The organism is Caballeronia sp. Sq4a, assembly GCF_023170545.1.
Classification (GTDB): domain Bacteria; phylum Pseudomonadota; class Gammaproteobacteria; order Burkholderiales; family Burkholderiaceae; genus Caballeronia.
Genome location: NZ_CP084250.1, coordinates 1,916,646 through 1,929,103 on the forward strand (window position 1 = coordinate 1,916,646; position 12,458 = coordinate 1,929,103).

12 protein-coding genes and 2 tRNA genes are annotated in these 12,458 nt (G+C 63.3%); 6 read left to right on the top strand and 8 right to left on the bottom strand.

Annotated features, from left to right (window positions below):
• Positions 1 to 71: 71 nt before the first annotated feature.
• The 3 genes from LDZ24_RS09095 to LDZ24_RS09105 all read right to left on the bottom strand — a co-directional run bounded on the left by LDZ24_RS09095 (position 72) and on the right by LDZ24_RS09105 (position 1,805).
• Positions 72 to 437: a DUF805 domain-containing protein gene (locus LDZ24_RS09095; protein WP_248320194.1), complete on the bottom strand. Its 366-nt coding sequence runs from the start codon at positions 435 to 437 to the stop codon at positions 72 to 74.
• A 381-nt stretch (positions 438 to 818) separates the two neighbouring features.
• Positions 819 to 895, bottom strand: a tRNA-Arg gene (locus LDZ24_RS09100).
• 79 nt (positions 896 to 974) lie between these two features.
• Positions 975 to 1,805 (bottom strand): undecaprenyl-diphosphate phosphatase, encoded by an 831-nt coding sequence (locus LDZ24_RS09105; protein ID WP_248320195.1) that lies wholly within the window; start codon positions 1,803 to 1,805, stop codon positions 975 to 977.
• 510 nt (positions 1,806 to 2,315) lie between these two features.
• On the opposite strand from LDZ24_RS09105, the gene LDZ24_RS09110 reads away from it, so the two are divergent.
• From LDZ24_RS09110 to LDZ24_RS09120, 3 genes are all read left to right on the top strand, one after another.
• Entirely contained in the window at positions 2,316 to 3,221 is a 906-nt protein-coding gene (locus LDZ24_RS09110; RefSeq protein WP_248320197.1) for an aldose epimerase, read from the top strand.
• A gap of 131 nt (positions 3,222 to 3,352) precedes the next feature.
• Positions 3,353 to 4,039 (top strand): peptidoglycan DD-metalloendopeptidase family protein, encoded by a 687-nt coding sequence (locus LDZ24_RS09115; protein ID WP_371747416.1) that lies wholly within the window; start codon positions 3,353 to 3,355, stop codon positions 4,037 to 4,039.
• A gap of 29 nt (positions 4,040 to 4,068) precedes the next feature.
• Entirely contained in the window at positions 4,069 to 4,389 is a 321-nt protein-coding gene (locus LDZ24_RS09120; RefSeq protein ID WP_371747339.1) for a hypothetical protein, read from the top strand.
• Between the two features lie 262 nt (positions 4,390 to 4,651).
• Here the strand turns inward: LDZ24_RS09120 and LDZ24_RS09125 are convergent, their stop codons facing one another.
• A complete protein-coding gene (locus LDZ24_RS09125; protein WP_175944367.1) occupies positions 4,652 to 4,825 on the bottom strand; it encodes a hypothetical protein in 174 nt (57 codons plus the stop codon).
• A gap of 62 nt (positions 4,826 to 4,887) precedes the next feature.
• Positions 4,888 to 4,964, bottom strand: a tRNA-Pro gene (locus tag LDZ24_RS09130).
• A 121-nt stretch (positions 4,965 to 5,085) separates the two neighbouring features.
• Between LDZ24_RS09130 and LDZ24_RS09135 the strand changes: the two genes are divergently transcribed.
• On the top strand, positions 5,086 to 5,544 hold the full coding sequence (locus LDZ24_RS09135) for a histidine phosphatase family protein (RefSeq protein WP_248320201.1): 459 nt from the start codon (positions 5,086 to 5,088) through the stop codon (positions 5,542 to 5,544).
• Positions 5,545 to 5,670: 126 nt separating this feature from the next.
• Positions 5,671 to 6,492, top strand: a complete 822-nt coding sequence (locus LDZ24_RS09140; protein ID WP_248320203.1) for a GNAT family N-acetyltransferase — start codon at positions 5,671 to 5,673, stop codon at positions 6,490 to 6,492.
• A gap of 18 nt (positions 6,493 to 6,510) precedes the next feature.
• On the opposite strand, the gene ppx is transcribed toward LDZ24_RS09140, so the two are convergent.
• The gene (gene ppx / locus LDZ24_RS09145) at positions 6,511 to 8,019 is read right to left on the bottom strand and encodes an exopolyphosphatase (protein ID WP_248320205.1); all 1,509 of its coding nucleotides are present in this window, start codon (positions 8,017 to 8,019) and stop codon (positions 6,511 to 6,513) included.
• A gap of 269 nt (positions 8,020 to 8,288) precedes the next feature.
• On the opposite strand from ppx, the gene ppk1 reads away from it, so the two are divergent.
• Positions 8,289 to 10,352 carry a polyphosphate kinase 1 gene (gene ppk1, locus LDZ24_RS09150; protein WP_175944377.1) on the top strand — a complete coding sequence of 688 codons (2,064 nt, stop codon included), beginning with the start codon at positions 8,289 to 8,291 and terminating at the stop codon, positions 10,350 to 10,352.
• A gap of 39 nt (positions 10,353 to 10,391) precedes the next feature.
• On the opposite strand, the gene phoR is transcribed toward ppk1, so the two are convergent.
• Both phoR and phoB read right to left on the bottom strand, forming a co-directional pair.
• A complete protein-coding gene (gene phoR / locus LDZ24_RS09155) occupies positions 10,392 to 11,705 on the bottom strand; it encodes a phosphate regulon sensor histidine kinase PhoR (protein WP_248320207.1) in 1,314 nt (437 codons plus the stop codon).
• A gap of 39 nt (positions 11,706 to 11,744) precedes the next feature.
• Positions 11,745 to 12,446: a phosphate regulon transcriptional regulator PhoB gene (gene phoB / locus LDZ24_RS09160; RefSeq protein ID WP_159836615.1), complete on the bottom strand. Its 702-nt coding sequence runs from the start codon at positions 12,444 to 12,446 to the stop codon at positions 11,745 to 11,747.
• Between the last annotated feature and the right edge of the window lie 12 nt (positions 12,447 to 12,458).

Genomic DNA, 12,458 nt, shown 5'->3' on the forward strand with positions numbered 1-12,458 from the left:
GCACTGCCCAATCCTTCGTTCAAGGCGTAGTCGCTAAGGGTTGCGATGTATGCATCGCCGAGGCCGTAAATCTAGAACGACTCGGGTTTTCTGGGATCGGGGTATCGGGCGCTCCCGCTGAACTTGCCCGGCCCGACAAAGAACAGGAGTACAACCCCCGCATTTCCGACGAAGGGAACGGTCAGCAGGAACCACCACCATCCGCTCAAGCCGACATCGTGTAAGCGGCGCACCAGCACTGCGCTTTCTGTCCAGAATAGAAGCACTATGAAGGCGATGAGGAGAAGAGTCGGCACGAGGTCATCGCCGATCAGTTCGCCTATATGGGTAACCTTTATCGCAACGGCGATGAACGCGAAGATGCATGTTGTGATCGCGTATTCCTTGCGGGTTGCGCGACCGTCAGGCGTGAGCCGCCTCTTCAACCAGGACGTCATTTTGTTTGTATCGAATATTGCTGTTGGAGAACTACCGCAAGCTTTGCTTCGCGCGGCGTCCACACGCGGGGCCGCCGTATGAAGCGTTACGTCCAGCAGTGGGCGGGGATTGATGCGCGGCACTCACGCAACGATGGCCGCGGGCGCGCATTGTGGAATCTGGACGCGCTCGGGTCAATAAGCTGTCCAAAACGTTACATTCTTCGATGATGGTCGAACTGAGCGGAAGGAACGACCGCGACGCCGATAGATTGCATGGCGCAGGCAGGAGCGTGGAAGCGCGAGAAGCGACACGCGCTTGCCGTTCGGCACAGTCGCATGTGCACAAAGCATAAACGCCGCAAAAGCGGCGTTTAAGACGTCCAGCGGAACGGTAGGAATTGGCCCGCCCTACACGATTCGAACGTGTGACCTACGGCTTAGAAGGCCGTTGCTCTATCCAACTGAGCTAAGGGCGGGTGACGGCTACGCGCGCAAGTCGCGCAGCCGGGAGAGCCGGGATTTTACCTCATCCGCCATGCCGCGCGGTCGCGGGCATCAAACCGGCTGCGCGTGCATCATGAACCAGCCGAGGAAGAAGATGCCGGCGATCACGCAATACACGCCGAACGACGCTAGCTTGCCGTGGCCTTCGAAATAGCGCATCAGGAAGCGAACGCTCAGGTAAGCGGCGATGCCCGTCAGCACGCCGCCGAGCACGGCGTCGAACAGTTGGCCCGGCGCGTGAAACAGCTTCGGCACCTCGAGCACGCCCGCCGCGAAGATGATCGGCGTGCCGAGCAGGAACGAGAATTCGGCCGCCGCCTCGGCCGTCAGACCGGCACCGACGCCCGCGATCATCGTCAGGCCGCTACGCGAGAAGCCGGGAATCAGCGCGCCGATCTGCGCCAGGCCGACGAGAAACGCCTGTCTGAACGTGAGCTTTTCCGGCGCGCGCGCGGCGCGGCTCTTCTGCAGGCGATCGCCGAGCCACAGCAACACGCCGTTCACGATCAGCGCCGCGGCGACGATCCGCAGATCATGAAAAATCGCCTCCAGCCGCTTCTCGAGCAACAGACCGACGATGCCCGTCGGAATCGTGCCGATGATGAGCGCCCACATCATGTGCGCGTCATCGTTGCGGCGTCCGCCGAAGGAGGCGAACCAGCCGCCGATCAGCGCAATCCAGCGCTTGCGGAAATACCAGAGCAACGCGAGCGCCGTGCCGAGATGCAGCGCGACGAGAAACGGCAGCAACTGCGGCGCGTGCTTGTCGATATGCATGCCGATCAAACCGGGAACCAGCAATGTATGGCCGAGGCTGCTCACCGGAAAGAGTTCGGTTACGCCCTGAAGCACGCTGAGAAATACGAGAAACCAGAGAGTCACGCGTCGGTCCTTGTCGTGGAGAAATGAAGGACGCGCCGCGAAATCGCTCGCCGCGCCGTATGACGCGAGGCAAGGACAAGAGGGAAGAAAATGGGTGCGGCGCGCAAGCCGGGACCGATTATGCCTAGGGGAAAACCCAGCGCCAAGCGGCTTGCGCACACAAATGGACACCGACAGGAGAACGTCGGCGAATCAGAATATAACGGAAAGCAGAGTCCAATAAAACCGAAAGAAACGCGTGACCGCTTATTAGCGTTTCATCCTTTGAGTTTATAGAGAAAGACCGCTGTGCTCGCGCCGAAGAGGCTAAACATCGCGACGCCCATTGCCATCGCCAGATCCATGTCGACTCCTGTCCGTCTGGTTCCTCACATTAGGTACATATAACAACACATCGCGATGACGCCGGGCAGTCGCAGTTTCCCGCAAAGGGTTTATGCGTAGAACAATCCAAGGCAGAATCGACGAATCCTTGAACCAGTCGGCCATCGAACGGAGTGCGTTGCCACCATGTCATCCGAGAAAGACGTCATCGAAATCGAGCGCGACGGCGCGGTCATCCAGCTCGCGCCGCAAGCGGGCGGCCGGCTCATGACCTGGCGCGTCGGCGGCGAGCCGGTCATTCACTGGCCGGATCCGTTCGATGAAACCGCCTGGTCGAATGCCGCGAAGATTCGCGGCGGCAATCCGTTGCTGTTCCCGTTTCTTGGGCGGCATTTCGTCGATGGCGAAATCGGCAAATGGCGCGATCCGGACGGCGCCGTGCATGCGCTGCCGACGCACGGATTCGCGCGCAATCTGCCCTTCTCTTCCACGCGCGATGCCGACGGCCACGGCGTGCGCATGACGCTCGTGGACAGCGACGCGACGCGCGAGGGCTACCCGTTCGCATTCCGCTTCGAGGCGGCCTACCGTCTCATTGATGGCGTGACGCTGGAGGTCGAACTCACGACATCGAATCCGGGCGAAGTCGCGCTGCCTTACTACGCGGGGCATCACTTCTACTTTCATCTGCCGCACGATCAGCGCGCCCAAAGCAGCGTCGAGCTGCCGCGCACGGAGCGGCGGCGTCAGTTGCCGGACGGCTCCATCACCGATGCCGAAACCGGCGCGCCGCGCTATTCGCTGGCGGACGCGAGTATCGTCGATTGCTTTCACTGCCTGACCGGGCCTTCCGACGAACCCGTGCGGCTCGTCTTGCCGAACCGCACCGTGAGCTTCGAGCTGCAACAGCCGGATTCGGTGCCGTGGTACGCCGTCACGACGTGGACCGAGTCGGATACGTCGGACTTCTATTGCGTCGAGCCGTGGATCGGCCTGCCCGACGCCATCCACAACGGCCGCGGCCTGCGCTGGCTCGCGCCGGGCAAGACCGAGGCGGCGTCGCTTCGGCTCGTGGTCACGTCAGCGGCCTAAGCGGCAGCGCGCGCTCGCCATAGCGGGCGCCTTTCTGTACGCAGAAATGCGGGACGGTAAAATCCTGCCTTCCTATCCGCCGCCGCCCGACGCGCGGCGGCGCTCTACGAGGTCAGGTTTTGCAGAAAAGAATTGGACAGGTCGTCCGCGCATCGGTCGTCGCATCCTTGGTCGCGGTGCTCGCCGCGTGCGGATCAGCCCCGGTCGCGCCGGGATACTATCGCGTGCAGCGCGGCGACACGCTCTCGAAGATCGCGCGGGAAAACCGCACGTCGACGAGGAACATCGCGCGCTGGAACGCGCTCGCGAATCCGGACGCCATCGAAGTCGGCCAGGTGCTGCGCGTCGAGCCGCCTGCGGGCAGCGCGAGCGCGTCCGGCGCGACGTCGGCGGGCGCAGGCTCCGGCGCGAAGAGCGAAGCAAAGGCCGATGCACCCGCGAAACCGGGTCCGGGCGTCTCGCTGGTATGGCCGGCGCAAGGCACCGTGATTCGCGGCTTCGACGGCAAGAATTCGAAAGGCATCGACATCGCGAACTCGGCGGGCACGCCGGTCGTGGCGGCGGCGACAGGCAGTGTCGTCTATGCGGGCAACGGCCTGCGCGGCTACGGCAACATGTTGATCGTCAAGCATAACGACGACTATCTGACCGCCTACGCTCACAATCGCACGCTGCTGGTGAAGGAAGGCCAGACGGTGCAGCAGGGACAGCAGATCGCGGAGATGGGCGACACCGACAGCGATCGCACGATGCTGCACTTCGAGGTGCGCTACATGGGCCGCTCGACGGACCCGTCGCGCTATTTGCCGCCGCGCTAAAGAGGCGCGCGGCCGTTACGAGGAAGACAATGAGATTCGCAAACACGATGACCGCGGCCGCGTTGTTCGCGGCGGCGGCCTTGAGCGGCGCGCTGGCTGGCTGCGCGCACACCGCCACGATGACCTACCTGCCCTCGGGCGACACGGGCTTCGCGATCAACTGCAGCGGCAGCGACGCGAGCACGAGCTGGGCGGCGTGCTACAAGCAGGCGGGCGAAGTGTGCGGCGCGTACGGCTACGACGTGATTTCGAAAGACGCTGACAACGGCGCGACTTCCGGCGGATCGGTGGCGGGCATCTTCGGCGCGAACATCAAGAACCGTTCGATGGTGATCCGCTGCAAGCAGTAGGGCCTGCTGACTCAGGCATCCGAAGGCGTGTCTTTTCGCGTACTCCTTCGCGCGCGCCAGCGGCCCGACGCCGGATCGATGCGGGCGGCGAACCCGAAAAGCGAAGCAAGCGCGAGAGGCGCGACGGCAGCGAAAATCCACAACAGATTCATGGCGAAACCCAGTTGCGACGAGTTGCCCCATGATAACCGTGCTGCAAAAAATTCGCTTCTATCCGCGTTAGAGCCTGCCACTCAGTCGTTATGACCGATTCGCAGTCGGATCACTGCGGCTGCGTCGGCGCGATCAACATCGACGGCGGACGCGTGTCGGTCGGCACGCCGTGATAGTCGGGCGGATCTTGTGGAGGATGTTTCTGGCTGGAGGAATCGGCGCACGCGGACAGCGCAAGCGCGAAGACGGCGGAGCATGCGAACGACAAAGCGATACGCGGCATGAGGTTTCCTGGAAAAGACGAAGGGGTTACAAGCCGAGACTTGTAACCCCTTCGTTGTATCGTGGTCGGAGCGAAAGGATTCGAACCTTCGACCCTCTGATCCCAAATCAGATGCGCTACCAGGCTGCGCTACGCTCCGACGAGCCGCGTATTGTAGCGTCGATGTCCCATATCCGCAAATGCGTCCGCGCGGCGACGCGACGAGCGGGCACGCAACGTTCTAAGCCTTTCGCAAAAGCCATTCATTCTGGAGACGATCGATGAACCTCATTCTCTGGCGTCACGCCGAAGCGGAAGACCAGGCGTCGAGCGACCTCGCGCGTCAGCTCACCTCGCGCGGACGCAAGCAGGCGCAAGGCATGGCGAAGTGGCTGCGAGCGCGCATCGACGACGACGCCCTCTTCCTCGCCAGTCCCGCCACGCGCACGATCCAGACCGCCGAAGCGTTCGGCGACCGCTATCGAGTGGTGGACGACCTCGCGCCCGGCAAGACCGCGCAGCACGTGCTCGACGCCGCCGGCTGGCCGGATGGCGTCGGACAAACCGTCGTGGTGATCGGGCATCAGCCGACGCTCGGGCGCGTGGCCGCGTTGCTGCTGACCGGGCACGAAGCGGAATGGCCGGTCAAAAAAAGCGGCATCTGGTGGTTTCAGGGCCGCGCGCGCGGCGGCGACGGGCAAGTCGTGGTGCGCGCGGTGATGTGTCCGGAGCTGCTTTAGACGTCGAAAACGCGTGTCGCCGGGGCGTGTGGCGTTTCATCGAAACGTCACTGCCAAGCCATGCGAGCGTCACCCGGCATCCTTACATTGGCGGAAAGTTAGTCACCTTTCCGCCGAGGAATGCCAATGCACGATCTGCCGACGCCTTTCCTGCCCTTCGGAGCGTCATCGCTCGCGCTCGATTCGCGCCGCCACCTTCCGCGCACGGCCGAAACCGTCACGGGCCAGCACCGCTTGCAGGTCGCGTGGGCGCGCTCCGACGACGCGCTGCGCGAAGCCCAGCGTCTGCGCTACCGCGTGTTCGCCGAGGAAATGGGCGCGCGTCTGACGGGCCCCGCCGGGCTGGACGTCGACGCCTTCGACGCCTACTGCGATCACCTGCTCGTGCGCGATCTCGATACGCTGAAAGTGGTCGGCACGTATCGCGTGTTGCCGCCGCATCAGGCGGCGCGCATCGGCCGGCTGTATGCGGAAAGCGAATTCGACGTGTCGCGTCTCACGCATCTGCGGCCGAAGCTCGTCGAAGTGGGCCGCTCGTGCGTGCATCCGGACTATCGCAACGGCGCGGTCATCATGTCGCTGTGGGGCGGGCTCGCCACGTACATGATGCACAACGGCTATGAAACGATGCTCGGCTGCGCGAGCGTCGGCATGAACGACGGCGGTCATTACGCCGCGAATCTGTACGCTTCGCTGCCCGCCGACGCGCTCACCGCGCATGAGTACCGCGCGTTCGCGCATACGCCGCTGCCGGTCGAGGAACTGCGCACGGGCGTCGCGGTGAGTCCACCGCCGCTCGTCAAAGGCTATCTGCGCCTCGGCGCGAAGATTTGCGGCGCGCCCGCGTGGGACCCGGACTTCAACGCGGCGGATTTTCTGACGCTCTTCCGCCTCGCCGACATCAACGCGCGTTACGCGCGGCACTTCATGGGCGACGCGGGACGCTGACCGTCGTCGGGCGGGCGCTTAGTCCGTATAGACGACGCGATACGGCCGCCCGATCTTTTCCCATTCCATCGCTTCCTGCGCGAGGCTGTAGTCGGTGAGCGGATTGTTCGTCACCCACTCGCTCGGCAGGCGCACTTCGAAGCCGCCGCCCGCGGCTTTGACTTCGATGCCGGGCAGCCCGACATCCGTGCGGCGGCGCGACAAAAGCGCGGCGAGTCGCAGGCAGAACAGCAGTGTCCAGTCGACGCCGCGCGCCTGCGCGAGCTTGCCGAGCTTGCCCGCGTGACCGAGCACAAGCGCCGCGAGCCGCGCCTGATCCGTGCGCGAGAAGCCGGGCATGTCGGCATTGCTCGCGATATACGCTGAATGCTTGTGATACGCGCTGTGCGCGATCGACAAGCCGATCTCGTGCAGCGACGCCGCCCACGCGAGAAACATGCGGTTCTCCACGCTGCGCTCGCCGTCCGGCTCGCCGAGCTGATCGTAGAAGCTGATCGCCAGATTGCCGATGCGCTCGGCCTGCGCGGCATCGACGCCGTAACGGCGCTTGAAGCCTTCGACCGTCACCGTGCGCATGTCCTGATGCTGCGAGCGGCCGAGCAGGTCGTACAGCACGCCGAGACGCAGCGCGGCGTCGGTCGTATCGACGTATTCGATCCCCAGTTCCTCGAACACGCCGAGCATGATGGAAAGCCCGCCCGCGAGCACCGGAATGCGGTCCGGCTTCAGCGCGACGAGCTTCAGCCGGTTCACGTTCTCCGCCTTGATGAGCGCGCGCTTCAGCCGTTCCAGCCCGCCGCGCGAGATGCCGTGCGTGTACTCCGGATCGTTGAAGCCGTTCGCCTCGACCAGTTCGGCGAGCGCCCGCGCCGTGCCCGACGAGCCGATCGCCTGATCCCAGCCGGTCTGCTTGTATTCGCGCGAGATGATCTGAATCTCGCGCTTGGCGGCGAGTTCGGCCTGACGCATCGTGTATTCGTCCACATTGCCGGCCGGGAAAAACTGGCGGCTGTGGCTCACGCAGCCGATATAGAGGCTTTCCATGTGAATCGGCGTGTAATGCGCGCCGATGATGAACTCCGTCGATCCGCCGCCGATATCCACGACGAGCCGCTTGCCCGCGCTCGCCGGCACCGAATGCGCCGCGCCCGCGTAGATGAGGCGCGCTTCCTCGCGGCCCGCGATCACTTCGATCGGAAAACCGAGCGCGATTTCGGCTTCGATCAGAAAGTCATGCGCGTTTTTTGCGACACGCAGCGTGTTGGTGGCGACCGCGCGCACCTGATCCGGGTGGAAGTCGCGCAGACGCTCGCCGAAACGCTTCAGCGCATCCCAGCCGCGCAACTGCGACGCGCGGTCGAGCATCTTGTCCTTCGAAAGACCGGCCGCCAGACGCACCGGCTCGCGCAACGCATCGACCTGATAGATCTGGCTGCCCGCGGGCGTTTCCTCGACCCGGCCGACGATCAGCCGGAAACTGTTCGATCCGAGGTCGACGGCGGCGAGAAGATGAGGATGTGTGACCATCGGATATCCGGAAATCGTGAAGTAAGGAAGCGCAACCGCGTGCCAGAGACACGCTGCCGAGAGACACGGATTTTATTTCATGCAGGCGCGAAGATTGGAAACCGAACGGAAGCGCGAACCAGAACCGGGAACGCGCGCGCCCGCTAGCGACGCTATCCGCAATGTGAGTAGAATTTGTGAAAATCGTTCTGTCACAATAAAGACATCCTAGTGTGAGATCATCCGAACGCTTTTCTGCCCTTCCGATCGAGACACCTTACGCCCAGCCGATGTCCATACGTTATCCGCTCTTCAACCGTGAACTAGGCATCTTAGGTTTCAACGAGCGGGTACTGGCGCAAGCCGCCGACACATCGGTGCCGCTGCTCGAACGTCTGCGCTTTATCTGCATTACGAGCAGCAATCTCGACGAATTTTTCGAAGTCCGCATGGCCGGGCTTCAGGAGCAGATGCGCGACAACCCCGGCACGCTCTCGCCGGACGGCATGTCGCTGCAACACGTCTACGATCTCGTCTCCGAACGCGCGCAACGCCTCGTGCATCAACAATACGCGATGCTGCACGAGACCGTACTGCCCGCGCTCGAAATGGAAGGAATTTATTTTCATGGCGCGGAGACCTGGACCGAGCAGCAGACCGCGTGGGCGCGCGAATACTTCCAGAACGAACTGCTGCCGGTGCTGACGCCGATCGGGCTCGATCCCGCGCATCCTTTTCCGCGCGTGCTGAACAAGAGCCTGAACTTCGTCGTCGAACTGGAAGGCACCGACGCGTTCGGCCGCCAGGCGATGATGGGCATCGTGCAGGCGCCGCGCGCGTTGCCGCGCCTCGTGCGCATGCCCGAGGCGCTTTCGGGTTATCCGCATGGTTTCGTGCTGCTGAGTTCTTTCATGCAGCACTTCGTGAGCGAACTGTTTCCGCATCTGACGGTGCGCAATTGCAATCAGTTTCGCATCACGCGCAATAGCGAGCTTTTCGTCGACGAAGACGAAATCACGAATCTGCGCGTCGCGTTGCAGGGCGAACTGCCCGCGCGGCATCTCGGCAATGCGGTGCGGCTCGAAGTATCCGCGGAAACGCCGCCGCACCTCATTCGCCGCCTGCTCGACGAAAGCCAGCTCAATCCGCGCGACTGCTATCGCGTGAACGGGCCGGTCAATCTCGTGCGACTCATGCAGTTGCCCGAAATGGTGGACCGGCCGGACCTCAAGTTCGTGCCGCATATTCCGTCGGTGCCGAAGTCGATCGCGAACACGACCAATCTCTTCGATGCGATCGATCAGGGCGATATCCTGCTGCATCATCCGTACGAGAGCTTTCAGCCCGTGCTGGAACTGCTGCTGCAAGCGGCCAAAGATCCGCAAGTGGTGGCAATCAAGCAGACCATCTACCGCACCGGCACCGATTCCCCGCTGATGGACGCGCTCATGCAGGCCGCGCGCAACGGCAAGGAAGTGACCGTGGTCGTCGAACTGCTCGCGCGCTTCGACGAGGAAACGAACATCAACTGGGCGTCGCAACTCGAAGCGGTGGGCGCGCATGTCGTGTATGGCGTCGTCGGCCACAAGTGCCACGCCAAGATGATGCTGATCGTGCGGCGCGTGTCGCAAGGCGGCAAGACCGTGCTCAAGCGTTACGCGCATCTCGGCACCGGCAACTATCATCCGCGCACGGCGCGTCTTTATACCGACTTCGGCCTCATGACCGCGGATCAGCAAATGTGCGAAGACGTGCACCACGTCTTTCAGCAATTGACGGGCATCGGCGGCGAGCTTGCGCTGCATCAGCTATGGCAGTCGCCGTTCACGCTGCATGCGAAGCTGATCGAAGCGATTCGCGCCGAAGCCGAACATGCGCGCGCGGGCCGGCGGGCGCGCATCGTCGCGAAGATGAACGCGCTGCTCGAACCCACCGTGATCGCGGCGCTCTACGAGGCATCGCATGCGGGCGTGAAAATCGATTTGATCGTGCGCGGCGTGTGTTCGCTGAAGCCGGGCGTCGAAGATCTGTCGGAGAACATCACGGTGCGCTCGATCGTCGGGCGTTTCCTCGAACATCACCGCATCTTCTATTTCTATGCGAACGGCAAGGAAGACGTGTATCTGTCGAGCGCCGACTGGATGGATCGCAACTTCTTTCGCCGCGTCGAAGTGGCGTTCCCGATCCGCGACCGGCGACTTAAGCGCCGCGTGATTGCCGAGGGCTTGTCCGTGTGTCTCGGCGACAATCAGTCGGCGTGGGTCATGCAAAGCGACGGGCACTATCGCAAGCGCCGTTCGGGCAAGGCGCTGCGCAACGCACAGTTGGGACTGCTCGCGAAATTCTGTTCGTGATGTGTGAAGGCGCAGCGGCGCGCAAGGCGCCCTGCAAATTCAAGCCGCCACGGACTTGCGCAACGCCGTGCGCGACGCGGGAAAGCGCACCGTGAACGTGCTGCCCCGCCCCACTTCGCTTTTCACGTCGAGATCGGCATGATGCCGTTGCAGCACATGCTTCACGATGGCAAGCCCGAGCCCGGTGCCGCCCGTATCGCGCGAACGGCTTCTATCCACGCGATAAAAACGCTCCGTCAAGCGCGGAATATGCTCCGCCGGAATGCCGAGGCCGCTGTCGCGCACGGTAAAGACCGCGCGATCGTCCACGCGCTCCCATGACACGTCGATGCTGCCGCCATCCGGCGTGTAGCGAACCGCGTTCGTCACGAGGTTGCCGAGCGCGCTCACCAGCTCGGTCTCTGCGCCGGCCACCGTCAGGGCGTCGTCGTTATGAAAATGGATGCGATGACGCCCGCCCGAAAGACTGTTGGCGTCGTCTTCCAGATGACGCAGCACCGCGCGCATGTCGAGCAAATCGTCCCCGGGCGGATGGACATCGCCTTCGAGATTCGCCAGCACGAGCAGATCGCGCACGATGTTCTGCATGCGCATGGCCTGCTGATTCATCATGTCGAGATAACGCGCTCGGTCGGCTTCGTCGAGCGGCAACTCGCGCATCGTTTCGAGAAAGCCGGAGAGCACGGTGAGCGGCGTCTTCAGTTCGTGCGAGACGTTGGCGACGAAATCGCGGCGCATGGAGTCGGTGCGCTCGAGTTCGGTAATGTCTTGCGTGAGAATCAGCTTGCGATTCTCGCCGTACGGAAACACCTGCACCGAGACAGTCCGCTGCCGGTTCGCGCCCATGCCCCGCATGATGAGCATCTCTTCGTAGCGGTGCGAATTCAGATAGCGGATGAAATCCGGATGACGCACGAGATGCGTGATGTGCTGCCGCAGATCGCGCTTCGCGTCCAGCCCGAAGTGCTTCTCCGCGATGGCGTTGCACCATTCGATCTGGTCGTGATCGTCCAGCATCGCCACGCCGTTGGGCGATGCCTGAATCGCCTGGATGAAGCGCGAATGCTGCTGCTCGACCTGACGCACCTGCGCATGCCAGCGTTTGGCGAGCTTGTGCAGGCGGTAATAGATCTCGCCCCAGATGCCGAGCGCGCTCGGCACCTGGCCGTACACCGGCGCGTCTAAGAGACGCCAGAGCCGTTGCGTGTGATACGTGCTCACGAAGCTCTGCACGACGAGCATGACGACGGCGACAGCGAGCGCTACTCGCACGCCCGCGAATGCGCCGATCGCGGCGCACAGCACCGCGAGGAGCGCGAGGGACACGATGGAACGCGTCCAGATGATGTTCATGTTGTCGGGAGATCGATGAAGGCGAAGATGCGCGCGGGCTCAGGCGCCTTTCGCGAGCCGGTAGCCGCTGCCCCGTACCGTTTCGATCATAGCATCGCAGCCCGCGGGCTTGAGCGCGGCGCGCAGACGCTTGATATGCACATCGACCGTGCGCTCCTCGACGAACACGTGATCCCCCCAGACCTGATCGAGCAGCTGCGTGCGGCTGTGCACGCGCTCCGGATGCGTCATGAAGAAATGCAGCAGGCGGAACTCCGTCGGCCCGAGATCGAGCTTGATGTCGTTGCCCGAATGATTGGCCGCCACGCGATGCGTCGCCGGATCGAGCCGCAGGCCGTTGATCGCGACGACGTCTTCCGTCAGCTGCGGCGCGCGCCGGCGCAGCACGGCCTTGATGCGCGCCATCAGCTCTTTCGGCGAGAACGGTTTGGTCACGTAATCGTCCGCGCCGATTTCGAGCCCGAGCACCTTGTCCTGCTCGTCGCCGCGCGCGGTGAGCATGATGATCGGAATGTGCTTGGTGCGCTCGTTGTTGCGCAGCTCGCGCGCGAACGCGATGCCGGACTTCGCGGGCAGCATCCAGTCGAGCAGCACGAGGTCGGGAAGCACGTCGCTGATCAGGTTCTGCGCCTGCTCCGCGTTATACGCGCGAATCGGGCAATGTCCCGCATGTTGCAGATTCACCGAGATCAGTTCGGAGATCGCGGGTTCGTCTTCGACGACGAGGATACTGCTGGGCATCGGCACCTCTTG

What these genes read in the sequence shown, in the direction of transcription:
- LDZ24_RS09095 (WP_248320194.1), bottom strand. Translation starts at nt 437, where the DNA reads ATGACGTCCTGGTTGAAGAGGCGGCTCACGCCTGACGGTCGCGCAACC.
- LDZ24_RS09110 (WP_248320197.1), top strand. Translation starts at nt 2,316, where the DNA reads ATGTCATCCGAGAAAGACGTCATCGAAATCGAGCGCGACGGCGCGGTC.
- LDZ24_RS09120 (WP_371747339.1), top strand. Translation starts at nt 4,069, where the DNA reads ATGAGATTCGCAAACACGATGACCGCGGCCGCGTTGTTCGCGGCGGCG.
- LDZ24_RS09125 (WP_175944367.1), bottom strand. Translation starts at nt 4,825, where the DNA reads ATGCCGCGTATCGCTTTGTCGTTCGCATGCTCCGCCGTCTTCGCGCTT.
- LDZ24_RS09135 (WP_248320201.1), top strand. Translation starts at nt 5,086, where the DNA reads ATGAACCTCATTCTCTGGCGTCACGCCGAAGCGGAAGACCAGGCGTCG.
- LDZ24_RS09140 (WP_248320203.1), top strand. Translation starts at nt 5,671, where the DNA reads ATGCACGATCTGCCGACGCCTTTCCTGCCCTTCGGAGCGTCATCGCTC.
- ppx (WP_248320205.1), bottom strand. Translation starts at nt 8,019, where the DNA reads ATGGTCACACATCCTCATCTTCTCGCCGCCGTCGACCTCGGATCGAAC.
- ppk1 (WP_175944377.1), top strand. Translation starts at nt 8,289, where the DNA reads ATGTCCATACGTTATCCGCTCTTCAACCGTGAACTAGGCATCTTAGGT.
- phoR (WP_248320207.1), bottom strand. Translation starts at nt 11,705, where the DNA reads ATGAACATCATCTGGACGCGTTCCATCGTGTCCCTCGCGCTCCTCGCG.
- phoB (WP_159836615.1), bottom strand. Translation starts at nt 12,446, where the DNA reads ATGCCCAGCAGTATCCTCGTCGTCGAAGACGAACCCGCGATCTCCGAA.